This is a genomic window from Streptomyces rugosispiralis (genome assembly GCF_024505145.1).
Lineage (GTDB): Bacteria > Actinomycetota > Actinomycetes > Streptomycetales > Streptomycetaceae > Streptomyces > Streptomyces rugosispiralis.
Genome location: NZ_JANIAA010000007.1, coordinates 210,029 through 233,960, shown reverse-complemented (window position 1 = coordinate 233,960; position 23,932 = coordinate 210,029). Strand labels below are relative to the sequence as shown.

Annotated in this window: 20 protein-coding genes, 1 pseudogene and 1 riboswitch; of the genes and pseudogenes, 10 read left to right on the top strand and 11 right to left on the bottom strand. The window is 70.8% G+C overall.

Annotated elements, in window-relative coordinates; translation table 11 throughout:
• Nucleotides 1-4 precede the first annotated feature (4 nt).
• Both NP777_RS14880 and NP777_RS14875 read right to left on the bottom strand, forming a co-directional pair.
• The gene (locus tag NP777_RS14880) at nucleotides 5-5,152 is read right to left on the bottom strand and encodes a DUF6531 domain-containing protein (protein ID WP_256650612.1); all 5,148 of its coding nucleotides are present in this window, start codon (nucleotides 5,150-5,152) and stop codon (nucleotides 5-7) included.
• 173 nt (nucleotides 5,153-5,325) lie between these two features.
• Nucleotides 5,326-6,060 (bottom strand): DUF4386 domain-containing protein, encoded by a 735-nt coding sequence (locus NP777_RS14875; protein ID WP_256650611.1) that lies wholly within the window; start codon nucleotides 6,058-6,060, stop codon nucleotides 5,326-5,328.
• 88 nt (nucleotides 6,061-6,148) lie between these two features.
• Between NP777_RS14875 and NP777_RS14870 the strand changes: the two genes are divergently transcribed.
• A complete protein-coding gene (locus tag NP777_RS14870; protein WP_256650610.1) occupies nucleotides 6,149-6,727 on the top strand; it encodes a MarR family winged helix-turn-helix transcriptional regulator in 579 nt (192 codons plus the stop codon).
• Nucleotides 6,728-6,848: 121 nt separating this feature from the next.
• On the top strand, nucleotides 6,849-7,415 hold the full coding sequence (locus NP777_RS14865) for a Uma2 family endonuclease (protein WP_256650609.1): 567 nt from the start codon (nucleotides 6,849-6,851) through the stop codon (nucleotides 7,413-7,415).
• A 4-nt stretch (nucleotides 7,416-7,419) separates the two neighbouring features.
• Here NP777_RS14865 and NP777_RS14860 read toward each other — a convergent pair whose 3' ends face one another.
• Nucleotides 7,420-7,887 (bottom strand): hypothetical protein, encoded by a 468-nt coding sequence (locus tag NP777_RS14860; RefSeq protein ID WP_256650608.1) that lies wholly within the window; start codon nucleotides 7,885-7,887, stop codon nucleotides 7,420-7,422.
• Nucleotides 7,888-7,893: 6 nt separating this feature from the next.
• On the opposite strand from NP777_RS14860, the gene NP777_RS14855 reads away from it, so the two are divergent.
• The gene (locus NP777_RS14855; RefSeq protein WP_256650607.1) at nucleotides 7,894-8,283 is read left to right on the top strand and encodes a hypothetical protein; all 390 of its coding nucleotides are present in this window, start codon (nucleotides 7,894-7,896) and stop codon (nucleotides 8,281-8,283) included.
• On the opposite strand, the gene NP777_RS14850 is transcribed toward NP777_RS14855, so the two are convergent.
• From NP777_RS14850 to NP777_RS48505, 3 genes and pseudogenes are all read right to left on the bottom strand, one after another.
• Nucleotides 8,240-9,097 carry an RNA polymerase sigma-70 factor gene (locus NP777_RS14850; RefSeq protein ID WP_256650606.1) on the bottom strand — a complete coding sequence of 286 codons (858 nt, stop codon included), beginning with the start codon at nucleotides 9,095-9,097 and terminating at the stop codon, nucleotides 8,240-8,242. The genes NP777_RS14855 and NP777_RS14850 overlap by 44 nt on opposite strands.
• Nucleotides 9,094-9,651: a carboxymuconolactone decarboxylase family protein gene (locus NP777_RS14845; protein WP_256650605.1), complete on the bottom strand. Its 558-nt coding sequence runs from the start codon at nucleotides 9,649-9,651 to the stop codon at nucleotides 9,094-9,096. The genes NP777_RS14850 and NP777_RS14845 overlap by 4 nt, the downstream gene beginning before the upstream one ends.
• A gap of 133 nt (nucleotides 9,652-9,784) precedes the next feature.
• A pseudogene (locus tag NP777_RS48505) lies at nucleotides 9,785-9,859 on the bottom strand (YgjP-like metallopeptidase domain-containing protein); the annotation flags it as partial.
• A gap of 74 nt (nucleotides 9,860-9,933) precedes the next feature.
• Here NP777_RS48505 and NP777_RS14840 point away from each other — a divergent pair.
• From NP777_RS14840 to NP777_RS14830, 3 genes are all read left to right on the top strand, one after another.
• Nucleotides 9,934-10,227, top strand: coding sequence for a Scr1 family TA system antitoxin-like transcriptional regulator (locus NP777_RS14840; RefSeq protein ID WP_256650604.1), 294 nt, complete (start codon nucleotides 9,934-9,936; stop codon nucleotides 10,225-10,227).
• A complete protein-coding gene (locus tag NP777_RS14835; RefSeq protein WP_256650603.1) occupies nucleotides 10,224-10,454 on the top strand; it encodes a DUF397 domain-containing protein in 231 nt (76 codons plus the stop codon). Before NP777_RS14840 ends, NP777_RS14835 begins: the two co-directional genes overlap by 4 nt.
• A 288-nt stretch (nucleotides 10,455-10,742) precedes the next feature.
• Entirely contained in the window at nucleotides 10,743-12,875 is a 2,133-nt protein-coding gene (locus NP777_RS14830; RefSeq protein ID WP_256650602.1) for an ATP-binding protein, read from the top strand.
• Here the strand turns inward: NP777_RS14830 and NP777_RS14825 are convergent.
• From NP777_RS14825 to gcvT, 5 genes are all read right to left on the bottom strand, one after another.
• The gene (locus tag NP777_RS14825) at nucleotides 12,793-14,115 is read right to left on the bottom strand and encodes a hypothetical protein (protein ID WP_256650601.1); all 1,323 of its coding nucleotides are present in this window, start codon (nucleotides 14,113-14,115) and stop codon (nucleotides 12,793-12,795) included. The two genes, NP777_RS14830 and NP777_RS14825, sit on opposite strands and share 83 nt — an antisense overlap.
• 531 nt (nucleotides 14,116-14,646) lie before the next feature.
• Nucleotides 14,647-16,029, bottom strand: a complete 1,383-nt coding sequence (locus NP777_RS14820; protein WP_256650600.1) for an L-serine ammonia-lyase — start codon at nucleotides 16,027-16,029, stop codon at nucleotides 14,647-14,649.
• Nucleotides 16,030-16,226: 197 nt separating this feature from the next.
• A complete protein-coding gene (gene glyA / locus NP777_RS14815) occupies nucleotides 16,227-17,492 on the bottom strand; it encodes a serine hydroxymethyltransferase (RefSeq protein WP_256650599.1) in 1,266 nt (421 codons plus the stop codon).
• 26 nt (nucleotides 17,493-17,518) lie between these two features.
• Entirely contained in the window at nucleotides 17,519-17,899 is a 381-nt protein-coding gene (gene gcvH / locus NP777_RS14810) for a glycine cleavage system protein GcvH (protein WP_256650598.1), read from the bottom strand.
• A gap of 181 nt (nucleotides 17,900-18,080) precedes the next feature.
• Entirely contained in the window at nucleotides 18,081-19,208 is a 1,128-nt protein-coding gene (gene gcvT / locus NP777_RS14805; RefSeq protein ID WP_256650597.1) for a glycine cleavage system aminomethyltransferase GcvT, read from the bottom strand.
• Between the two features lie 170 nt (nucleotides 19,209-19,378).
• Nucleotides 19,379-19,489: riboswitch (glycine riboswitch) on the bottom strand.
• Between the two features lie 170 nt (nucleotides 19,490-19,659).
• Here gcvT and NP777_RS14800 point away from each other — a divergent pair.
• The 4 genes from NP777_RS14800 (at nucleotide 19,660) to NP777_RS14785 (ending at nucleotide 23,841) form a co-directional block, all read left to right on the top strand.
• Complete coding sequence (locus NP777_RS14800) at nucleotides 19,660-20,358, top strand: AAA family ATPase (protein WP_256650596.1); 699 nt, start codon at nucleotides 19,660-19,662, stop codon at nucleotides 20,356-20,358.
• A 253-nt stretch (nucleotides 20,359-20,611) separates the two neighbouring features.
• The gene (locus tag NP777_RS14795) at nucleotides 20,612-21,418 is read left to right on the top strand and encodes an enhanced serine sensitivity protein SseB (protein ID WP_391858510.1); all 807 of its coding nucleotides are present in this window, start codon (nucleotides 20,612-20,614) and stop codon (nucleotides 21,416-21,418) included.
• A 111-nt stretch (nucleotides 21,419-21,529) separates the two neighbouring features.
• The gene (locus tag NP777_RS14790; protein ID WP_256650595.1) at nucleotides 21,530-22,327 is read left to right on the top strand and encodes an enhanced serine sensitivity protein SseB C-terminal domain-containing protein; all 798 of its coding nucleotides are present in this window, start codon (nucleotides 21,530-21,532) and stop codon (nucleotides 22,325-22,327) included.
• Between the two features lie 509 nt (nucleotides 22,328-22,836).
• Nucleotides 22,837-23,841, top strand: coding sequence for an ABC transporter permease (locus tag NP777_RS14785; protein ID WP_256650594.1), 1,005 nt, complete (start codon nucleotides 22,837-22,839; stop codon nucleotides 23,839-23,841).
• Nucleotides 23,842-23,932: the final 91 nt, after the last annotated feature.

Sequence of the window (23,932 nt, the reverse complement as noted above, 5' to 3'; positions counted from 1 at the left end):
ATCCTTAAAATGTTCCCGTGAGATTTCCGCTGCCGTCGAACATGTAATGCACCTTTTTCCCGCCCGTAAATTTTACATCGGGTCTTGTGATGCGCACCCTTCCGTTGTGGTCCAGTGATTCGTGCCAAATGCGAGTGGAGTCAGTTGCGGGATCCCACTCTCGGACGAGTCGGCGTCCCATTATTTCGCCTTCCTTCGTCGCTGGTGTTATCTTTCCGTAGAATCGGAATCTTCCGTTTTCTAGTTCCCTGTAACCGGCCTTCCCGTATTTTTGGGCTTGTTCATAGAAGCGCTTGAGTCGAGCGTGTTCAGCGGGGTTGCCAGCCCAATTGTGATTGCCGCCTGGACATGGGGACAGCCCTAGGGGGTCAAGCCAGGTGTGGGGGTTTTGGACGTAGGTCGTGGGGTTGGGGTCCGGCGTGAGGCCCAGGGGGTCGGGGGTTAGGTAGCGGGCGGAATCAGGGTCGTAATAGCGGTGGAAATTGTAGTGGAGGCCGGTTTCCGGGTCGAAGTATTGGCCGGGGAAACGGAGCGGGGTGTACGCCGTGCTGTCGGCGGCCCAGGTCGTGGTGCCCCAGAGCGTGGAGCGGGTGCGCCAGGCGATGGTGCCCGAATCGTCGATGAGTTCGGTGGGGGTGCCGACCAGGTCGGTGACGATCGCGAAGAAGCGGGCGTCGATCTCGCGTTGGGTGGTGGCTTCGGTGACGCGCTCGGTTTGGGCTATGGGGTGAAGGCCCTCGTGGTCCCAGGTGAGGGTGACCGGGTGGGGGAAGTCCACGGTGGTGGTGGTCTGTTCCACCAGGGTGGGGCCGTCCCAGGTGAAATCGGTCTGCTCCAGGACGGTTTCGCCGTCGGCCGCGAGGCGTTGTTTGGCGGTGCGGCGGCCGAAGGGGTCGTAGAGGTAGCGCCAGACCGTGCCGTCGGGGGTGGTGACCGATACCAGGCGGTCTTCGGCGTCCCAGGTGTAGCGCCAGGTATCCGGCTTGCGGGACAGGCGGGTCTTCTGGCGGAGGGTGAGGCGGCCCGCCGCGTCGTGTTCATAGCGGACCGAGCCCGCGCCGGTGATGCGCGTGCCGGTGTAGGTGCGAGGGCCTGTCGCCTCCTGGGCGGGTTGCGTGTTCGGCCAGGTCGCGTGTGTTTGGTTGCCCGCCGCGTCGTAGGCGTAGGTCTCGGTCCAGTCGTGGGCGTGGACGGCGGTGACCCGGCCCACGACGTCGAGCTCGAAGGTGCGTCGGCCCGACAGATTGTCGTCCACCGCGATGAGGTGGTCGTCGGCTCGATAGTCGTACGTCCGGTGGTGGACGCCGCCGGATGTGCCGGTCAGCGATTGGGTGATCAGGCGGCCGAGCGGGTCCCAAGTATGGCTGAGGGTGAGGGCGTCGCCGATACGGCGCGTGGTCTCGCGGCCCGCCGCGTCGTGTGCGGAGGCGAGGATGTGGTTCCCGGCGGTCAGGGCGGTGCGGTTACCCGCCGTGTCATAGGCGTACGTCGTGACGGCACCCGTGGGTGTGGTGCGGCGGGTGCGACGGCCCAGGGGGTCGTAGGTGTGTGTCAGGACGCGGCCGTTCACCATTTCGGACGTCACCCGGCCCAGGAGGTCACGTTGGTAGACGACCTCCCCGTCCGGGTCGGCGGCCGAGGCCAGGAGCCCCGCGGGGTCGTAGGTGAAGGTTGTGGTGCGGTCGTCGGACGCCTTGCGCGTCAGCCGGCCGAGCACGTCGTACTCGTACGTGATGGTCCGGCCCAATGGATCGGTCCGGGCGGTGAGATGGCCTGCCGGGTCGTAGGCGTATCGAACGATTCGGTCGTCGAAGTCCGTCTCCGTCACCAGGCGGCCCGCCAGGTCATAGACGTAATCCCACGTCAGCCCCTGGGGGTTGGTGACCTTCGTCAGCCGCAGCGCCGCGTCGTGCTCGAACTCGTAGCGAACGCCGTCCGGTCCCGTGCGGGCCGCCAGCAAGTCGAAGTGGGTGTACTCGTACACCGTCGTGCCGCCGACGGGGTCGGTGTGGGTGGTGCGGTTTCCCTCGCCGTCGTACGTCCAGGACTCCGCCGAACCGTCCGGCCCGGTGCGGCGCAGGAGCCTGCCCTCCGGGCTCCAGTCGTAGCGGGTCACCGCGCCCAGCGGGTCCGTCTCGGCCACCACGCGGCCGAACGCGTCCCGCTGGTAGCGGGTCGTGGCTCCCAGCGGGTCGGTGATCTCGACCGGGAGCCCGGCCCCGTCGCAGCGCACCCGGGTCGTCGCGCCCAGCGGATCGGTGACGGCGAGCAGACCCCCGCGCGGGTCGTAGAGGTAGCGGGTGGTGGCGGCGAGTGGGTCGGTGAGGGTGGTGCGGTTGCCCGCCGCGTCGAAGGTCTGCCGCCACACCGCGCCGCCCGGGTCGGTGATCCGGACAGGGTTGCCCTGTGCGTCGAGCGCCGCGCCGATCTCGCTGCCGTCCGGGCGGATCACGGCCGTAAGGTGCCCGTGTTCGTCGTGGCGGAAGCCGGTGGTGCGGCCCAGCGGGTCGGTTTCGGCGACCGTACGGCCCGCCTGGTCGTACATCGTGCGGCTGACCGCGCCGGCCGCGTCGATCTCCCCGACGACCTGGTGGGCGTCGTCGATCAGATAGCGGGTGACCGCACCGTCCGGTGAGGTCAGGGTCGTGACCTTCAGGCCCGGGAACTCCGGGTCCACCCCGTCGTAGCCGATCCGGAGGGTGTAGTGGCCGCCCTCGCCGCCCTCGGCGACGACCCGGTCCTGCTCGTCGTAGGCGTAGGAGTACCAGCGGTTGTTGGTGTCGGTCCAGGACGTGACCCGCCCGGCCCGGTCGTAGGCGAAGCGCAGCGGCAGGCCCGAGGAGCCCGTGACCTCGGTGAGATGGCCGTCGGTGTAGCCGTAGCCCATCACCCGTACGTCCCCCACCCACAGGCCGGTGATCCGCTCGTTCTCGGATGTCAGCCGCAGCCGGTAGCCGCCGCTGTGGAGGATCTCGAGCGGCGTGCCGGAAGCGTCGTAGGCGAAGGTGACGCGGTTGCCGTTGCGGTCGGCGATCTCCCGCAGGAGCGCCACCGCCCCGTCGCCGTGCGGGGTGAAGGCGCGTACGAGCCCGGCGTCCGGGTCGGTGACGGTGTACGTGACCCCGTCCGCCGTCCGGGCCAGCGGCCACCGCGGACCCTCCGCGGGCAGGACCGCGGCGCCGCCCGGCACCGGATGCGGATAGGCCAGCAGCAGACCGTCCTCGGTGAAGAGGACCACGCCCTCCTCGTCGGACTCCAGCCGCTGGTCCGCCGTCGATGCCCAGGTCGGGCCGAACCACCGTCCGGCGCGGTAGCCGGAGTCCACCCGGCGGGAGAACACCAGCGGCAGCACACCCGGCAGCTCCACATCCGTCTGCGGCAGGAACATCCGCCCGGTCGCCAGATCCACCGGATCCGTACGGCCGTGCCGCACCCGGTCCCAGGTGCGGGAGAACACCCCCCGGCCACGGCTCCGGAGCGCGCCGCGCGCCCATCGCGTCGCCTCGCGCGCCGCCAGCCTGGCTCCGACGCGTGAGGCGATCGGGGCAAGTGCGCGCGGAGCGAGGCCCATCAGCAGGGTCTCCGCCAGTCCTCCGCCCATGGCGAGCTCCAGCGGCAGCGCGTAGGGCATGGCGAACATGGCCAGGGTGAGCAGGAGAGGAAGGCCGACCTCGAGGAGCTTTTCCAGGAGGAAGCGGTCGGTGCCCAGGATGCGGTAGCCCGTCAGGGGAGCCTCGCCGTCGGCGATCGCGGACCAGCGGGACAGCAGCAGGACGCCGACGACGAGCGAGCCCGCGCAGACGGCGATCCGGAACTGGACCACGGCGACGGCCTCGCCCAGCGGGGACGCGCCCGCGGCCCGGTAGCCGCGTACGGCGGAGAACAGGCGCCACAGGGTCAGGGCCAGCCCGGCCAGGCCGACGCCGACCAGAACCCGCAGCCCGGTGCCCCCGGTGAAGTACTCCTGCAGATCCTTCGTGGACGGGAAGGAGCCCACCGCCAGATACAGCAGGGAGGGGACGGCCAGCAACAGGCTGAGCACCAGGAGGACTTTCTCGTGGCGCGGTCGGCGGGGGCGCCGCTCCCGGGCCCGGTGCCACAGCTGCCGTAAGGTCACGCCACGCCATGCCTCCCGGCTGTGGGTGGCGTCCATACGGTGGGTCTGCTGGACGACCGACTCGCGCAGCGGCTCCAGCTTCTCCGCGCGGGTACGGGGGTGGGCCGTGGCGTACAGCAGGGCCCGGCGCTGCCGGGCGTAGCCCAGGGCGATGATCCAGGTGACCGGAAGGCGCAGCAGGGCGTATCCGGAGAGCGCTCCGAGGGCGGTCCGGCCCTGGCGTTCGGCCGCCAGCGCGACGTCAGGCGCGCGGCGCCGGCCCAGACCGGACCGGCGCAGATCCCAGATCCACGCGGCGGCGAGGCACCCCAGGATGATCCACAGCCCCCACTCCCCGGCCAGCCGCTCCCGCCACTCCATCGCCGTGTCGTCGCCCTGGAAGGCCGCGGCGTAGTTGGTCACCCAGTGGATGGCCACCGCCCCGGCCACCGGCACCAGCGCCGCGACCCGGGTCACCACGCGGGCACCACACCACAGCAGGCCCACCCCCAGCCCGGCCAGCGCACTGGTGAAGATGTGCGCCTCGTAGGGGAGTACCGGCCCTTCGACGACTTCCAGAGTGCCGGTCGGTGAGGGAAACCAGCTACCGACGATCTGCCCGGGGCCGGGGATGTACGGGTGGTCGACCAGCCCCTTCGCGATCACCCAGCCGCCCTCGTCCGAGGGAGTGGCCTTGCCCGCGGACTCGGCGTACATCAGAAGGTTTTCCAGCAGGCTGAATCCTGCCCCGGTGGCCCCGCCCAGCACCACGAAGTCCGCCAGACCCCACTGCGTCCGCCCGCGCAGCGCCCACCCCGCGATCAGGAGCGGTGCGATCTTGATCAGCTCCTCCACCACCGGAGCCGTCGTCCACGACACCACATCCATGACGGCCGACAGCGAGGTCCCCCTCGCGGTCGCCAACTGCCGCGCCACCACCAGCTCCAGCGCCATCGAGAGCACACCGCAGCCGTACGCCCCCACCCCGAAGGCGAGCAGCACCGTCGGCCACCGCACCGTCCGCACCGGCCAGGACAGCAACAACAGCTGCAGCACAGCCCATATCGATGTCGCAGCCATCCAGAACGCCACGCCCCGTGCCCCCCTCAACGTTGCCAGTGATCCGTCACGCTAAGTCGAACAGCGGTCACGTACAAGGGACTTCATGGTCCTGTGGATAACGGGCGTGCGCTCTGTGGGTGTCCTCGGCGTGTCGGCGCGTCCGGCGCTCACTGGTGCCGGGACGGACGGGTACGGGGCAGCAGGAACGCGGTGACGACCAGCCAGATGAGCCCGCCGAAGCGGACGACCGGCAGCAGGTAGCTGAACGGGTCGGCGATCAGCGAGAGCAGGGAGACCATGCCCACGGCGGCCAGCGCCAGCCCGGTCCAGGTCAGCGGGCGGGGCAGCAGCCGGGTCATCAGCCCGGTCACCGAGATGCCGGAGACGAGCAACGCGAACGTCACCGAGTAGACGACGCCGCCGGACAGGAACGACAGGTCGGCCAGTGCGCGGGCCAGGGCCGGATCGGCGTCCATGGGCAGGCGGCCGCCGGCCCAGCCGAACAGCGCGCTGCCGCTCAGCGCCACGGCCGCCAGCACCCCGCCCACCAGCGTGATCGCCGAGCCCGGTGCGGTGATGCCCAGCGCTCGCAGCCGCCGGTAGAGCACCGCCGCAAGCAGCGCCAGTGGCGTGGCCGAGGCGAGGAGCAGGAGCGAGCCCAGCTCGATGGTGGTGCCGTTGTCCCGCGCGTACCGCAGGACCTCCTTGCCGGAGGCGTCGGGGCGTGGGGTCGAGCTGTTGACGACGACATAGCCGATGGTCAGGACGGCGAACGCGAGCACGGGCGCCGGCAGCGGAGGCCCGCCCTGCGGGCGACGGCCGGGGGCGTGCTCGCCGGGGGCGGTCCGGGTGGACGGGGTGGGGGACGTCTCGGGGGACGTCTTGGGGGTCGTGCTGGGCATGGCTTCTCCTCCGTTGGTCGGCCAGGCAGCCGATACGAAGGATAATGATTACAATCTGAAACGATTGTCAAGCGAGTATGATGCCCGCATGGGAATGACCAACGAAGGTGAACGGCCACCGGGTCCGCCCCCGACCGGTGCCGCCTTCCTGCTCGCCCAGCTCGGCGCCCACGCCGCCGAGCTGTTCGCCGAGCGCCTCGCCGAGCTGGACCTGACCCCGCCGCAGGGCGGTCTGCTCCGGCTGCTGGCCGACTCGCCGGGCCGCAGCCAGCGTGAGCTCGCCGACGACCTGGGCATGCCGCCGAGCCGATTCGTCGCGTTCGCCGACGAGTTGGAGGAGCGCGGGTTGATCGAGCGCCGCAGGAACCCTGCCGACCGGCGCCTGTACGCGGTGCATCTGACCGACGAGGGCGGGACGTTGCTGGAAGGACTGCGGAAGGTGGGCGCGGAGCACGAGCGCCGGCTGACCGACGGCCTCTCGGAGCAGGAGCGGGATCAACTGGCCGGGCTCCTGCGACGGCTGGCGGACCGCCAGGGCCTCAGCCCCGGCGTCCACCCCGGCTTCCGCTCGGTGCGCGCCGAACGCACCGGCCGCCGGGCGGGCCGCCGGAAGGGGGCGTCCGCCGACGCACCCGAAGACGTGGAGATCTTCACCCGTGAACCGTGACGGGACGGGGGTGCGGGCCGGAGGGCCCCTGCGCTGGGACCATGAGCCCGGAGCAGGGGCGCCCGCCCCGGTACGCTGAGCCCAGCAGCACACCCGTCGCGCAGGTTCAGGGAGGTGAGTCATGGCCGCCGAGATGGTCGCTCCGGCGTGGATGCATGAGCAGATCACGGCTGAGCAGTACGACTCCTGGTCCGAGGAGCAGTGCGAGGGCATTGAGATCGTGGACGGGATGGTCGTGGTGAGCCCCAGCGCGTCGAAGCGGCACAACCGCCTGGCTCGGATCCTCGCCAACGCCCTGGAGGACGCCGCGGGCCCTGCCTGGAACGCCGATACGGACTTCGACGTCCGGCTACAGGACGTTCCCCTCACCAATCGTCGTCCGGACGTGGTCGTGTATCGGGCGGAGACGATCGACGTCACGCCCACCCGTCCCGAGCATGTGCTGCTCGTCGCCGAGGTGGTGTCGCCCGGTTCGGAGACCACCGACCGCGTTGTGAAGGTGGACCAGTACGCCAAGGCGGGCATCGCCTTCTACTGGCGGATCGAGCAGGCGGCCACCGGCGTCCCGCTCGTCTACACCTATGTCCTCGATCCCGCGACCAAGACCTACCGGGAGGGAGACGTGTGCACCGGTGTGGTGAAGGTCGCGGCTCCGTTCCCGGTGCGGGTCGATCTCGGTCGGCTCTGAGGGTTCAGCGCACCGCGTAGTCGCCCAACGACGGCTCCAGCAGGTCGAAGACCCGCTCGGCTGAGCGGGTGGCCGCCGTGGCGATTTCCTCGTGGGGGCGGGCTGCGCGGGTGAGGGTCTGGACGTGGTGGAACAGGGTGCGGTGGGCGGCGGTGAGGAGCGCGGCGGCGGCGCGGGGGGTGGGGTCGTCGGGGGTGGTGGCGGTTTCGGTGGTGAGCACGTCCGCCAGGGCTTCCTCGCGTTGGTCGTGGAGTTCGCGGAGTCTCGCCGTCAGGGTGGGGCTCTCGGCGAGCATGTGGGCGAACTCCGGGCTGGAGAAGCCGACGACGGGGTCCTGACGCTCGACCGCGGCCAGGTATGCGTGGCGTAGTGCCGTCAGCGCGGATTCGCCGGTCGGGCGGTCCGCGACCGTTCGGGCCAGGGCGGTGGCGATGGTCTCGTGGTAGTCGAGGGGTGGTTCCAGGCCATACACGACGCGATGACCGCGCGCGGCATGGACTCGGGCATGCGGGAGGTGCTGGCCGAACTGCCCGCGGCGGGGTCCGGCTCCGGGTCCGCGGCGGGGCTGGAGATCACCACGCGGGTGCCGTGCGCGGAGTACTTCGCGACCAGGGACCGGGCGCTGCTCGCGCATGCCACGCAGATCGACCCCAACACCGGGTTCATGGTTCATGACCGTGACGTCGAGCGCGAGGTCTGGCCCACTGAGGACTACCACCTGGCCCGGTCCCACGTCGATGTCGATGTCGATGTCGACGCCGATGTCGCGACGCCCGAGGACGATCTGTTCGCCGGTGTGCGGCGCCCCCAGCGCCCCCAGCGGACTACGACGGCGGCAGGTGCCGCAGCTTCTCCGGGTTGCGGATGACGCGGATCTCGGTGATCCGCCCGTCCTCGACCTCCGCACACGCGACCGTGTCCGGGCGGCCCGCGACCGTGATCAGCAGTCCCGGCCGGCCGTTGACGTCCACCGCGTGCACCCGGGGGTCGTCCATCGGCTGGGCGATGACGGCGGCGAGGAAGCGGGCGACCTTGTCCGCGCCCCGCTGCGGGCGGAGGGCGGCCTTCACCTTGCCGCCGCCGTCGCTCCACGCCGTCACATCGGGGGCGAGCAGCTCCATCATCCGGTTCAGGTCGCCGCCGAGACACGCGGCCAGGAACTCCTCGGTGACCTGCCGCCGCACCTCCGCCGGGGCGTCGTAACGCGGCCGGCGGGCCTGGACATGGGCCCTGGCCCGGCTGCCCACCTGCCGTACGGCCGCCTCGCCGCGGTCCAGCATTCCGGCGATCTCCCGGAAGGAGAAGCCGAACACCTCCTTGAGCACGAAGACCGCCCGCTCCAGCGGCGAGAGACTCTCCAGGACGACGAGCATGGCGAGCGAGACCGACTCGGCCAGCTCCACCTCCTCGCCGACGTCCGGCAGGGTGACCAGCGGCTCGGGCAGCCAGGGGCCGACGTACCGCTCGCGGGTGGCGGCGGCCGAGGTGAGCCGGTTGAGGGCGAGGTTGGTGACCGTACGGGTCAGATAGCCCGCCGGGTTGTCCACCGGCGTGGACGCCTGACTGCAGCGCAGCCAGGCGTCCTGCACCACGTCCTCGGCATCGGCGACGGAGCCGAGCATGCGGTAGGCGATACCGAACAGCATCCGCCGGTGCTCTTCGAAGGTGGTCGTGTCGATCACGCCCGCGACGGTACCTGGCAGGCGTCCGAGAAGCCCTGGCTGGTCAGGCCGAAGGCGCTGTTGACGCGCGAGCGGTAGTTCTCCAGGGCGACCATGGCGGTAAGTTCGACGAACGCCGCCTCACCGAGCCGCTCGATCAGCGCGGCCGCCAGCTCGTCGGTCACCCGGGGCTCGGTCTCGGTCATCGCCTCGGCGTAGTCCAGGACGAGCAGCTCAAGATCGGTGAAGGCGTCCTGGTGGTCGCGCCACCGCGGCACCCTGGAGATCTTGTCCATCGGGAGCCCGAGGTTGCCGGCCTCCCAGTGGCCGAAGTCCAGGCACCACGAGCAGTTGATCCTCGCCGCCGCGGCCATGACCGCGAGGTGCTTGAGGCCCGGGTCGAGGCGGTTCCACTTGGCGGCGCCGCGCTCCTGCCGTACGTAGCTGAGCAGCACCCGCGAGTTGTGGCCGACGGCCAGACCGGGGTCGAGCACCTTGCCGTAGGCGCGCCGGGAGTACCAGGCGCCGACGCGGTTGAGCAGGGTGCTGGGCGGGGTGAGCGGGATACGGGCCATGGCGGGCTCCCCATCGTGTCGTACCTGCGGTGGCAATGGCTTGCGCAGGTACGACAGAGCAGCCCGCCGGAGTGTGACATCCGGCGGGCGCCGGATCCTGCCGTCGCGGGTGAGAACCCGAGACCCGGACATGTGCCAGCTCGTGCGCGATCACGTAGTCGACCAGGTGGAAGGGGAGCTGGAAGGTGGCCCAGTGGAGTGCGATCCGGCCGGGCCGGTGGGTGCCCCGTCCGCTTCCTTGACGAGTCCTGCCTAATGCGCATGGTGGGTAGCCCCGATGTTATGCGCGTGCAACTCGCCCACCTCGTGAAGGAAGCGGAGTCTCCGCACGTCACGCTTCAGGTACTACCGTTCGCGGTGGGGGCACCCCCGGCGCCGGAGAGTTTCACCCTTCTGACGTTCGATGAAGGGCCGAACGTCGCCTATGTGGATACCGCGATGGCGGGCCACCTGATCGACTCGGCCGAAGCGGTGGCGACCGCTACCGCAACCTATGACCGGCTGCGTGCCGCCGCTCTGCATCCCGAGCAGTCGCTATCCATGATCCGTAAATTGATGGAGGAACACACCCGATGAGGACCAGCCTCGACCTGTCCCGCGCTGAATGGGGCAAGTCCAGTTACAGCAATGGCAACGGAGGCCAGTGCGTGGAGTTCGCTCCCGGCATAGCCGCCACCGCCGGCGTCGTCCCGGTCCGGGACAGCAAGCACCCGGCGGGTCCGGCACTTGTCTTCTCTGCGGAGGCATGGGGCTCGTTCACGGGGGCTATGCGCAGCGGACAGTTCTCAGCCCCGGGGATGTAGCGGTTCGCAGCGCCTGCCGCACTCGTGTCGTGAGGCTGAGCGGGCCCAGTCGCCGGCTCAGCTCCTTGTGCGTCCGTAGCTGTGTGTTGATCTCGTCAAGGGCGCCCCCAGCGCCCGCTGACTGTCCAGGCCCGGCGACAGCACCGGCAGCTGCGACAGGTCCGCTGTCGTCAGGATCTCCACCGCCTGCCGTGGACGAGGCCGCCGAGGCCGAATGGTTTTCCCGGGCGGGCAGTGCGGGGATACAGTCCCGCCAGGGACCGGACCGGGACCAGGGGAGGGGCCGGTGTGATCGAGATCGTCACGGTGAGCGCGCTCACCGCATTCCTCGCGGCGGCGGGGAACGGCGCGGCCGGAGAAGTCGGCAAGCAGGTGCTCCTGTCGACGGGTGCGCTGGTGAGACGGACCCTGGGCCGGGAGACGCCGCTGCCCGCCACCGCGGAGGGGTGGGAGGCACTGGCGCGCCAGATGCATCCGCGCCTGAGTGAGGATGGCCCACGGTCCGGCGAGTGGGCCCTTCTGCTGCGGAGCCTGCCGGACGCGGCGGTGGCGCTGCGCCCCGCGGCGGGACTGCCGCCCGCCACGCGGGACTTCACCGACCGTGAGGCCGTCCTCAAGCAGCTGAAGCGGGAGGCGACCCGCGCCGCCGACGGGCGGCCACGGGTCGCGCTGCTGCACGGTCCACCCGGCATCGGCACCAGCGCGGTGGCCCTGCACTGGGGCGCCGCCCAGATCGCGCGGTACCCCGACGGGCAGTTCTATGCCGACCTTCGCGACGCCGCCGGAGACCATGGACCGGAACCGGCCGCCGTCCTGCTGAGCCTGCTGCGGCAGATGGGCGTCGAGCCCGAGCGGATTCCACCGACCGAGACGGGACGTGAACAGCTTTATCGGCGGTTGACGGCAGGCCGCAGGGCGCTGGTGGTGATCGACCACGCGTCCTCGGTCGCGCAGGTCCGCAATCTCGTTCCGGCTACGCCGGAGGTGTTCTTGCTGGTGGTGGCGTCGGGTCCGCCGTTCGCGCTGGAGGCGGAGCGCATCGCTGTCCCGCCGCTGAGCGAGCGGGACGGTTTGAGGATGCTGAGGAAGGTGGCCGGGCCCGAGCGGGTCGCGCGAGCCAAGCCGCGGCTGCCCGTCCTGCTGGACACCTGCGCGGGCAACGCCTTCGCCCTGAAGGCGGCGGCGATGCGCCTGCTGACCGAGGAACCGCCCTTCCCGGATCCGCCCGACGAGCCCGCGGGGCACCATCCGGTGCACACCATGACGCAGGACGCGTGTCGCCGTCTCGGGCCCGAGACGGCGCGGCTGTGCCGGCTGACCGCGCTGGGCGGCTGGCCCGCGATCGATGCCCGGCTGGCCTCGGACGCCGCCGCCGTCACCGAGGAGGAGGCCGCCCGGATGCTCACCGCGGCGGCGGACGCGCAGTTGGTGGAGTCGGTGGGGGACGGACGCTACCGCTTCCGGCCCGAGGTGCGCCGCCATCTGGCCGACGCCGCAGGCCCTGAGCACGGGATCCCGGAGTGCTTCGCGGCGGTGTCACGGGTGCTCGACGGACTGCTGAACCGGGCGCTGCACGCCGCCCACGCCGCCCTGCCGCAGAGCTGGCGGACCGAGCCCGCACCCGAGCGGGGCACTCCGTACGGTGACGAGGCCGAGGGCATGGCGGTCCTGCTGGCCGAGGCCGGGAACCTGGTGCGGGCGGTCTCCGTGGCGGACGAGTACCAGCACATCGACACGGCGCTGCGAGTGGCCCGCGCGCTGTGGCCACTTCAGCTGAAGGCCGGACACTGGGACGAGGTGCTGCCCGCCCTGCGGATCGCGGCCCGGTGCGCCGACGAGCAGCAGCCGCGTTCCCGCATGGCGGGCGCGCTGAACTTCCAACTGGGCCACTGTCTGGGCGAGATGGGACGGTGGGAAGAGGCCGAACCCGCGGTGCGCGCCGCCGTCGCGTGCGAGCGCGCCGCCGGCCACTTACGGGGCGAGGCGTCGTCCGTGGAGTTCCTGGGTCTGCTGTGCTTGAACCAATGGCGGTACGAAGCGGCGTACGAGCGGTTCGTCGAGGCGGAGGGCGTCTACCGGCGGATCACCCCCGGCCAGGAGGGCGCGCAGGACCTGCCGCGTGCCCTCGCCTTGATCGGGCGTCACCAGGGACGTGCCCTGCGCGGCCTGGGGCAACTGGCGGAGTCCCGCCGTCGCCTGGAGGCCGCGCGGGACTTCTTCGCGGAGCGGGGAGAGGCGTACAACCAGGCCCGCACCCTCACGGATCTCGCCGAGACGCTGCACGACGCCGGTGAGAACACCGAAGCCCTGGCGAAGATCGCTGAGGCCGAGCGCCTGCTCAGGCCGGAAAGTGCCACTCCGCACCTGGGCTATCTCTCCCGTCTGCGGCTGCGCTGCGAGGCGGCCGAGCGGGCGGAGTAGCGGGAGTCACCGCCACCGGGTGCACGCGGCCGGCCGCGTGCACCCGGAGGGTCGTCCCGCTCGGCGCCACCGCACCGCCGCCCACCAGCCACGCGTACAGCGCAGAGGCGTAGGCCGCCGGATCGGCGTCCGCTCCCGGGCCCGCCGACAGCTGGAACACACCGTGCTCCCGGGCGCGCACGGTGCAGCTGTGCGGACCGGTCACATATACGGCGAGCGAGCAGTCCGGATAGCGGCGCAGCACTTCGGCGGTCCACTCCTCCGGACCGCCCAGGCGGGGGTCGTCCGGCTGCCCCTCACGGATGATCACATCAGCCAGCGCCAGGCTGCCGGGGTCCCGGGTGTCCTCATGTACGGCGAGGTGCCTCTCGCCGACCGCGTCGTACGGGTGCCCCGTGGAGCGCTCGATCCTGACGTCCGCTTCTCGGACGCGCGTACGGACGTCCAGCGGAGCCGTACGCCGTGGAGGGTTGTGCGGGGGCAGCGGCAGGGGCTCCAGCAGGGCGGGAGCCCCGGGCTCCGGCAGATCCATCAGCGTGTAGAAGAGCCTTCGCAGCAGCGCCGCCGACGCGCCAGGGGCCGAGCTGATGAACTCCGCCGGACCGGCCACCGGGTGATGCCGCGTCAGCACATCCTCCAGTTGACCCCGCAGCGGGCCGTGCGGGTCGAGCCGAGGGGCCTCCCGGACGAACGCCGTGAGGGGCGCATCCGGGGCCAGTCGGTCCGGCGTGGCGGACGCGAGCAGGACGGGGATGTCCAACGCCGCGGCGTAGTAGGACACGGCTCCGAAATCCCCCAGCACGACATCCGCCGCCAGCAGGGCCTGTCGCCACGCGTGCACGGGATCGACCAAGGCCAGTCCGCTGCGGCGGGCCCGGTCCAGCCAGACGCGTATCTGCCCCGGCCCGTGTCCGTACCAGATGTTCGGATGCAGTACGGCCGCCAGCCGGTAGTCGTCAGCCGGCAGCTCGGAGGCGAGCCGGGGAAGCAGGCTCGGCAGGATGTCCTGGTCGCCGCCGTTTCCGAAGAAACCCTCGGGATTCCAGGTGGAGTTCAGTACGACGAGCCGCTGACCTCGGCGTACGCCCAGGGCGCGGCGGAACCGCTCCCGGTGGGGACATCCGGCCAGCATACGGTCGAAGCAGGGGTCGCCGGCGAGTACGGATGCGCTTTCGGCTTCCGGACACACCCGCCGCAACCGCTCCAGCTGCTCCGGGTGGGAGAGGACGAGGCCGTCCACGAACGGCTCCCCGCCTGCCAGTAGCCACTCCGGCGACAGGCCGAAGGTCGGCTCGTGTCTCGTGTCTCGTGACTCGTGACTCGTGACTCTTGACTCTTGACTCTTGACTCTTGACTCTTGACTCTTGACTCTTGACTCGCCCAGTTTCTTAGTGTATCCGACGCCATGTGACAAGACAGCCAATTTGCCTTTTATCTTGTGGAGTTGACCGCCGAAGCTCGCGGAGATCGCCAGCGCCACCGGTGTCGCCAATGCCTGCTCCCAGGGCAGCACGGGCAGGCCCAACTCCGCGAACAAGTCGCCGATTCCTGCCTGAAACGCGGATGACTCGGTCGAGGTGACCAGGAGTTGTACCCGGAAGTCGTCGTGGAACAGCGGCAGCACATCCAGCAGGCGGCCCGCGGAAGTGACGTTGTGTACCACGAGCAGTACGCGTCGGCTCGTCGCTCGGCTGGCCCAGCGTTCCGAGCCTTCCCCGACCGGCACCCGTATCGCTGGGGCATCAGCCAATCCCACTCGCCGTTCCCTTCGTCAGCACTCGATGACGTTCACCGCGAGCCCGCCCCGCGCCGTCTCCTTGTACTTGACCTTCATGTCCGCGCCCGTCTGCTTCATCGTCTTGATGACCTTGTCGAGCGAGACATGGTGACGGCCGTCGCCGCGCAGGGCCATCCTCGCGGCGGTGACGGCCTTGACCGAGGCCATGCCGTTGCGCTCGATGCAGGGGATCTGGACCAGGCCGCCGACGGGGTCGCAGGTGAGGCCGAGATTGTGCTCCATGCCGATCTCGGCGGCGTTCTCCACCTGCTCGGGGGAGCCGCCGAGCACCTCGGCGAGGCCGCCGGCCGCCATCGAGCAGGCGGAGCCGACCTCGCCCTGGCAGCCGACCTCGGCGCCGGAGATCGAGGCGTTCTCCTTGAAGAGCATGCCGATGGCGCCCGCGGCGAGGAGGAAGCGGATGACGCCCTCCTCGTCGGCGCCCGGGACGAAACGGGTGTAGTAGTGCAGAACGGCCGGGATGATGCCCGCCGCGCCGTTGGTGGGGGCGGTGACCACACGGCCGCCCGCCGCGTTCTCCTCGTTGACCGCCATGGCGTAGAGGGTGATCCACTCCATGGCGCGGGCGGTCGGGTCGCCCTCGGAGCGCAGCGCGCGGGCGGCGGTGGCGGCGCGGCGGCGGACCTTGAGGCCGCCGGGCAGGATGCCCTCCTGGGACATGCCGCGGGCCACGCACGCCTCCATGACCTGCCAGATCTCCAGCAGCCCGGCCCGGATCTCCTGCTCCGTACGCCACGCCTTCTCGTTCTCCAGCATCAGGGCCGAGATCGACAGGCCCGTCTCCTGGGAGAGCCGCAGCAGTTCGTCGCCGGTGCGGAAGGGGTGGGTGAGGACGGTGTCGTCCAGCTTTATGCGGTCCTCGCTGACCGCGTCCTCGTCCACCACGAAGCCGCCGCCGACCGAGTAGTACGTCTTCTCCAGCAGCGGATGGCCCTCGGCGTCGTACGCGCACAGCGTCATGCCGTTGGCGTGGTACGGCAGCGAGCGGCGGCGGTGCAGGATCAACTGGGAGGAGTCGTCGAAGTCGATCTCGTGGCCGGGGCCGATCTCGGCGCCGAGCAGCCGCAGCCGCTTGGTGGTGCGGATGCGCTCCACCTCGCCGTCGGCCGATGCGACGTCCACGGTGCGCGGGGAGTGGCCCTCCAGGCCCAGCAGCACGGCCTTCGGGGTGCCGTGGCCATGGCCGGTGGCGCCCAGCGAGCCGAAGAGCTCGGCGCGGACGGACGCGGTGTGGGCCAGCAGGCCCTCGTTCTTCAGCCGGCGGACGAACATCCGCGCGGCCCGCATCGGGCCGACAGTGTGCGAACTGGACGGGCCGATGCCGATCGAGAAGAGGTCGAATACGGAAATGGCCACCGGGGGACTCCTTCGTCTGCACGCCGGGGGAAGCGTGTGCCCGCCGGGGAAGCGCGCGGGCCGTGCATGGGGTGGTGCGGGTGGTTCGGGCCGGTGTGGGCCGGTGTGGGCCGGAGTGGTTGGTGCGGGTCGGTGGGTGCGGCGGGGGCGCGCCAGGGCGGACGCGCCCCCGGGTCCGTGTTACTCGGGGTTACCGCTTACTCGGACAGATGCGCGTACAGCGGGTGCTTGTCGGCCAGGGCGGTGACCCGGGCCTTCAGCGCCTCCGCGTCGTACGACGGCTTGAGCGTCTCCGCGATCACGTCGGCGACCTCGCGGAAGTCCTCCGCGGTGAAGCCGCGCGTGGCCAGCGCCGGGGTGCCGATCCGCAGACCCGAGGTGACCATCGGGGGCCGCGGGTCGTTCGGGATCGCGTTGCGGTTGACCGTGATGCCGACCTCGTGCAGCCGGTCCTCGGCCTGCCGCCCGTCCAGTTCGGAGTCGCGCAGATCGACCAGGACCAGATGGACATCGGTGCCGCCGGAGAGGACGGCGACGCCCACCTCCCGCACATCGTCCTGGGTCAGGCGCTCGGCGAGGATCCTGGCGCCCTCCAGCGTGCGCTCCTGGCGCTCCTTGAACGCCGAGCTCGCCGCCACCTTGAAGGACACCGCCTTCGCCGCGACCACATGCTCCAGCGGACCGCCCTGCTGGCCCGGGAAGACCGCGGAGTTGATCTTCTTGGCCAGGTCGGCGGTGGAGAGGATCACGCCACCGCGCGGACCGCCCAGCGTCTTGTGGGTGGTGGTGGTCACCACATGGGCGTGCGGTACGGGCGAGGGGTGCAGCCCGGCCGCCACCAGACCCGCGAAGTGGGCCATGTCGACCATCAGGTACGCGCCGACCTCGTCCGCGATCCGGCGGAAGGCGGCGAAGTCCAGCTGGCGCGGGTACGCCGACCAGCCCGCGATCACCAGCTTGGGGCGGTGCTCCTTGGCCAGCCGCTCGACCTCGTCCATGTCGACCAGACCGGTCTCGGCGTCCACGTGGTAGGGCACCACGTTGTAGAGCTTGCCGGAGAAGTTGATCTTCATGCCGTGGGTCAGATGGCCGCCGTGCGCCAGGTTCAGCCCCAGGATGGTGTCGCCGGGGGAGAGCAGGGCGAACATCGCGGCCGCGTTGGCCTGGGCGCCCGAGTGCGGCTGCACATTGGCGGCCTCGGCGCCGAAGAGCTCCTTCACCCGGTCGATGGCGATCTGCTCGACCACATCGACGTGCTCACAGCCGCCGTAGTAGCGGCGGCCGGGGTAGCCCTCGGCGTACTTGTTGGTCAGGACCGAGCCCTGGGCCTCCATGACCGCCGCCGGGGCGAAGTTCTCCGAGGCGATCATCTCCAGGGTGGACTGCTGGCGGTGGAGTTCGGCGTCGACAGCAGCGGCGACGTCCGGGTCGAGCTCGTGCAGGGAGCTGTTGAGAAGCGACATCGAGGGTCCCGATCGAATAAGGAGGGTCAGTTTTCGGCGAAGGCGGTGTACTCGTCGGCGGAGAGCAGGTCCGCCGGCTCGCTCGTCACCCTCACCTTGAACAGCCAGCCGCCCTCGAAGGGGGCGGAATTCACCAGCGCCGGATCGTTCACCACGTCCTCGTTGATCTCGGTGACCTCACCGGAGACCGGGGTGTACAGATCGCTGACCGACTTGGTGGACTCCAGCTCACCGCAGGTGTCACCGGCGGAGACCGTGGAGCCGACGTCCGGGAGCTGGACATAGACGACATCGCCGAGCGCGTTGGCCGCGAATTCGGTGATGCCGATCGTCGACACGCCGTCCTCGCCGGCGGCCGACAGCCACTCGTGCTCCTTGCTGTACCGCAGCTGCTGGGGGTTGCTCATGGTCCGATTCTCCTGGATACGGGGGAGTGCTTGGGAAACGGGTCTTAGCTGGTGGGATGTGGCGCCGAGGGGATGTGGCGCCGAGGGGATGTGGCGCCGGGGGGACGTGCTGAGCCGGGGCCCCGCTCGCGCCCGGAGGGGCTCGGCGACGGGCCGGGGCACCGCTCGCGCCCGGAGTAGCTCAGCGCTCGCGCTTGTAGAAGGGGAGCGCCACGACCTCGTACGGCTCCCGGGCGCCGCGGATGTCCACGAAGACCCCCTCGGTGCCGGGCTTCGCGTACTCCGGGTCCACGTACGCCATCGCGATCGGCTTGCCCAGCGTCGGGGCGGGCGCGCCCGAGGTGACCTGGCCGATCGCCGAGCCGTCGGCGGCCACCACGGCGTATCCGGCGCGCGGCACCCGGCGGCCTGAAGCGATCAGGCCGACCAGGGTGCGCGGGGTGACGGTGTCCGCCTGGCGGGACGCGGCCTCCAGGGCCTCGCGGCCGACGAAGTCGCCCGGCTTCTCGAACTTCACCACCCGGCCGAGGCCCGCGTCGAAGGGGGTGGTGTCGGTGGTCAGCTCATGCCCGTACAGCGGCATCCCGGCCTCGAGGCGCAGGGTGTCCCGGCAGGAGAGACCGCAGGGCACCAGGCCGACCGGGGCCCCGGCCTCGGTCAGCGCCTCCCAGACCCGCTCGGCGTCGTCCGGCGCCAGGAACAGCTCGAAGCCGTCCTCGCCCGTGTAGCCGGTGCGGGCGATCAGGGCGGAGACGCCCGCGACGGTGCCGGGCAGCCCGGCGTAGTACTTCAGCCCGTCCAGGTCGGCGTCGGTCAGGCGCTTCAGGATCCCGGGGGACTCGGGCCCCTGGACGGCGAGCAGCGCGTAGGCGTCGCGGTCGTCCCTTACGGTCGCCTCGAAGCCGTCGGCCCGCTCGGTCAGCGCGTCCAGCACCACCTGGGCGTTGGCGGCGTTGGCCACGACCAGGAACTCCTCGTCGCCGAGGCGGTAGACGATCAGGTCGTCCAGGATGCCGCCCTCGTGGTCGCAGATCATGGTGTAGCGGGCGCGGCCCACGGCGAGCGCGGACAGCCGGCCGACCAGCGCGTGGTCCAGGGCGTCCCCGGCCTGCGGACCGATGAGAGAGATCTCACCCATGTGGGAGAGGTCGAAGAGCCCGGCACGGGTGCGCACCGCGGTGTGCTCGTCGCGCTCGCTGCCGTAGCGCAGCGGCATGTCCCAGCCGGCGAAGTCGGTCATGGTGGCGCCGAGCGCGCGGTGCCGCGCGTCCAGCGCGGTACGGCGTGGGGTGGGCGGGGCGTCGGTCACGATTCAGGCTCCAGAGGTCGGGGTCGCGCGACGGCGAGGACGGACGACAAGGACGCGTGCGTCCTCCCCATCTGTCATCGGAACCTGAGAGGTTCGCCGTGACGCCCGTAAGGGGCCCGGCTTGCACCTTGGGTGGAGCCGCGCCCGCGCGGCCCGCTTTTCAGATCTGCCTCGTCCGCGCGGTATCGGGGCCTGAGAGATTCAAGGGAGGACTTGCTCCTTCGGCGCCCTGGACATCCGGCACGGATGCCGATGACCAAGGACTCTCCCGCGCGGATTCAAGCGGCCGGTATGGAGTTGCGCGGACATCATCGCATGTATGGCCGAGAAGGGAAGCCCCGATCCGACCGGGGCCCGGCCGCCCGGCCAGGGGGCAGTCTTGCCCGACATTACCTTTTCTTGACACTCTGCGGGTACGAGCAGCGTTGACCGACCTGGGAGGACGATCACGGTGCATGGGCAGGAAACGTACGCGACGACACAGAGGCTCCTGCCGGCGCGGCGTGGCCGCACCCCCTCCGGGTCGACGACCCGTCCCGGCCGGAGAAGCGCGGTGCACGATCTGCGCGCCGGGGTGGGGGACGGCGGCGCGGACCCGCGTGAGCTGCGCTTTCCGGCAGGGGATGTGCTGGTCGCCTCCGGGCTGCCGGGCAGCGGCAAGAGCACGCTGATCAACCGGACGGTGCCGCTCCTGGATGAGGCGGGCGCGGTCGTGATCAGGGTGGACTCGCAGAACACCCGGGAGGTGTGGGAGCGCAGGCTGCCCGGCTGGCTGCCGTACGCGCTCTACCGCCCGCTGGTCCGGTACGCCCACTACGCCGGGCTGCGCCGGGCGCTGCGCTCGGGCGGGAGCGTCGTGGTGCACGACTGCGGCGCGCTGCCGTGGGTCCGCCGCTGGCTGGCCCGGGATGTGCGGCGCCGGGGCCGCAGCCTCCATATGGTGCTGCTGGACGTGGGCGCCACGGAGGCGCTGGAGGGCCAGGCCGCCCGGGGCCGTGGGGTCTCGGCGTATGCCTTCGGGCGGCATCTGCGCGGGATGCGGCGGCTGATCGCCGGGGTGGAGGAGGGGCGGCCGCCGCGGGGATGCGCGTCGGCGGTGCTGCTGGACCGGCCGACCGCGAGCGCGCTGCGCTGCATCTCCTTCGAGTGATCACGCCGGTCCCGCGCGAGTGATCACGCCGCTCCCCGCGAGTGATCGCGCCGCTCCCGCGCGAGTGATCATGTCTCTCCGCTCTCTCCGTCGAGTGGCCGGAAATCGGCCATCGGCAGTACACAGCGTGACGAGGGCGCGCCCGGACGAGGTGGGGAAGTGCTGTGGAGATCGCCGCCGCCCCCTCCGGCCCCGGGCCGCCCAGCGGTTAGGGTGCTTCGGGCAGGTCGGACGAGATGGCGGTTGGACGAAGATGAGCTTCCCGGAGCAGTACGGAGTGGCCCCGGCGCACGGAGGATTCCCGGACGGCGGACATGCCGCGCATCCGGCGTTTCCCGGCAATGAGCTCGAAGAGGTGATGGCCGCCTCCGTCGACGTCCCCGGCGCCGGAGCGCGCATCGTCGAGACGCTCTCCCGCAGCCACCTCTGGATTCCGCTGCCCAACGGCGGGGGTCCGGGCAGCCCGAGCCTCGATCTGCCCACGATGGAGATCGACGGCGGCGCGTATGTCCCGGTGTTCAGCTCCGAGCAGCAGTTCCTGCAGCTCGTCGGCTCCCATATGTCCTTCACCATCGCCCCGGCCGTGGAGTTCGCCCGCGGACTGCCGCCCCAGCTCGGCATCGCGGTGAACCCCGGTGGCGCGGTGGTCGTACCGCTGCCTCCGCCCGCCGTCCGGGAGTTGTGCCGCGCCGGGCGTACCGAGCTCGACGGTCCGGCCAACGGCGGCCGGGTGCGGCTCTTCGAACCGGACTGGCAGGACGAGCCGGTGGACTTCCTGGCCGCCGCCGGGATCGAGTTCGCCAAGGGCACCGGGGTGCGGACCGCCCGGCGCGCCCTGGCCAGCGTCGAGGGCGACGAACCGGCGCTCTTCGTCGGGGTGCAGCTCGACGAGCCGAGCCCCGAGGGGCAGGCGCGTGCGGTGGAGGCGCTGGGCCTCGCCCTCGGTTCGGTGCCGGTGCCATGGAAGGTTCAGCTGGTGCTGCTGGACGTGGCGCAGGGGGATCCGGTGGCCGACTGGATGCTGGGACGGGTGCGGCCGTTCTACGACCGTGACCTCTGACTCACCCCTGGGTCCGCTGCCGGGGCCCGTAAGCTGGTTTGATGACCAGAAGGGGTGCGAGCACGCTCCCCGGTGAGGTGTGGGCAAGGCGATGAGAAGGGGCGGACCCAGGTGAGCGCGGGCGCGGATTGGGGGGCGGCGGCCGGCCAGGTTGAGCGAGCGTTGCAGCAGGTCGCTCCCGGCCGGTACGACGCCTACGAGGCGCTGCTGCACGCCATCGGCGAGGGCCAGGTCTGGATGCTGCTGTGGCACGGCGCGCCCGGCTCGCCCGACGCCCAGTACGGGAACATGGACGTGGAGGGCCTCGGTTACGCCCCGTGTGTGACCTCCGCGCAGGAACTGGCCGCCAGTGGCTGGAACCGCGCGCATGAGGTGGTCGACGGACGCCTCATCGCCGACTCGCTCTACCGCGACCGCTACGGCCTCTGGCTCAATCCCCACGCCCACGGCGGCGGAGTGGGCATCCCCTGGCCGGATCTGCGCCGGATCGCGGGCGGTCTGGACCGGCTGCCCGCCGGACCGCTGCGGCTGTCCGACCCCGCCATCGACATCCCGCAGTTCTACGCCCTGTTGGGGCAGAACGCGCATCGCACCGTGGCGGTGCGCTCGCTGCGGCGCGCCTGGGTGCAACCCGCGCTGGGCGCCCCGTACCTGGCGATCGGCCTGGATCTGTACGACACCGGGGCGGCGGCGGTGCAGTCGGTGCGGGTGATGATGGAGCAGTCGATCACCGCCGTGCCGGACGGGCTGCCGGTCTCCACGGTCGCGCTCTCGGACGAGTACGACCCCGTCGCCATGTGGATGCGGGCCAACGCCCGCCCGTTCTTCGACCGTGACGCCTATGGCGCCGCGCCCGCCGCGCCGCCGTCGTACGGCTACGGCTATCCGCCGCCGCGCCCCGCGTACTGAGCCGCCGCGCCCCGCGTACTGAGTCACTGCCTTCCGCGTACGGAGCCACCGCGCCCCGGCGCGTACTCACCCGCGCGCCCGTGAGTTCGCGCGCCCAGGACTCCGCGGGCCCGACGACCCCGCGCGCCCAGGACTCCGCGTGCCCGGCGACCCCGCGTGCCCGATGACCCCGGGCACCGATTGACGGGATTGCCCGACCGGCCTTCCGCCCCTATCCGGCCGAACACCCCATTACGGGCGTGAGGTTACTGCTGCGTTCTCGTGTCGCGACCGTCCGTATAGCGGAGCGGTACTCCTCACATCACGGTTAGGCATCCATTGCCCGGGAGTACTGGCGGGTGATCACAAACGCGTTGAAGACTCCCGCTCCAAGGGGTGCGGTTCCTGCGTACGACCCCTTCCAGAAAGGTTCCGTACCAGAACGCGACTTTCACCCAGGTTGTGAACAAAGCCGCCACAGCGGCGAGTCGTGGGCCGGTCACCACCGGTCGAGAGGGGTCTCCACCACGATGACGGCACCATTGCACGGCACGAGCACGGACAGCGATCCGGTCGCGACTGCCGATGTAGCGGCGGATGTGGTCAAAGCGTCCGTCGAAGGCAGATCGCTGCGGCAGATCGCCTGGTCACGCCTGAAGCGGGACAAGCTCGCACTGGCGGGTGGCATCGTTGTCGTCTTCCTCGTACTGGTGGCGATCTTCGCTCCGCTGATCGTGAGTCTGCTCGGGCATCCGCCCAATGAGTTCCACCAGGAGGAGATCGACCCGCTGTTCGGCACCCCGAAGGGATCCCTGGGCGGTATCAGCTCGGACTTCCTCTTCGGCGTGGAGCCGTCCAACGGCCGCGATGTCTTCAGCCGGGTCATCTACGGCGCCCGGATCTCGCTGCTCGTGGCCTTCCTCGCGGCGGTGGTCGCGGTGGTCCTCGGCACCATTTTCGGCATCATCGCCGGGTACTTCGGCGGCTGGGTGGACTCGCTGATCAGCCGGGTGATGGACATGCTGCTGGCCTTCCCGCAGCTGCTCTTCATCATCTCCCTGGTCTCGGTGCTCCCCAACGACCTGATGGGACTGACCGGCAGCGGAGTGCGCATCGCCATCCTGGTCGCGGTCATCGGCTTCTTCGGCTGGCCGTACGTCGGCCGCATCGTGCGCGGCCAGACGCTGTCGCTGCGCGAGAAGGAGTACATCGAGGCCGCGCGGAGCCTGGGCGCCGGCCGGCGCTACATCCTCTTCCGTGAGCTGCTGCCCAACCTGGTGGCGCCGATCACCGTCTACGCGACGCTGATGATCCCCACCAACATCCTCACGGAGGCCGCGCTCAGCTTCCTCGGCGCGGGTGTGAAGCCGCCCACCGCCTCCTGGGGGCAGATGCTCTCCAAGGCGGTCGGCACCTACGAGGACGATCCGATGTTCATGATCATCCCGGGTGTGGCGATCTTCGTCACGGTGCTGGCCTTCAACCTTTTCGGTGACGGCGTCCGCGACGCACTGGATCCGAAGGGCACCCGATGACGGTGCGGCACACGGCCGCCCGGTCGTACTCCAACGCATCAGCAGCCCCTGCCGCATCCGGCAGACGGCTCTCCAAGGTATTCCGCGGCGC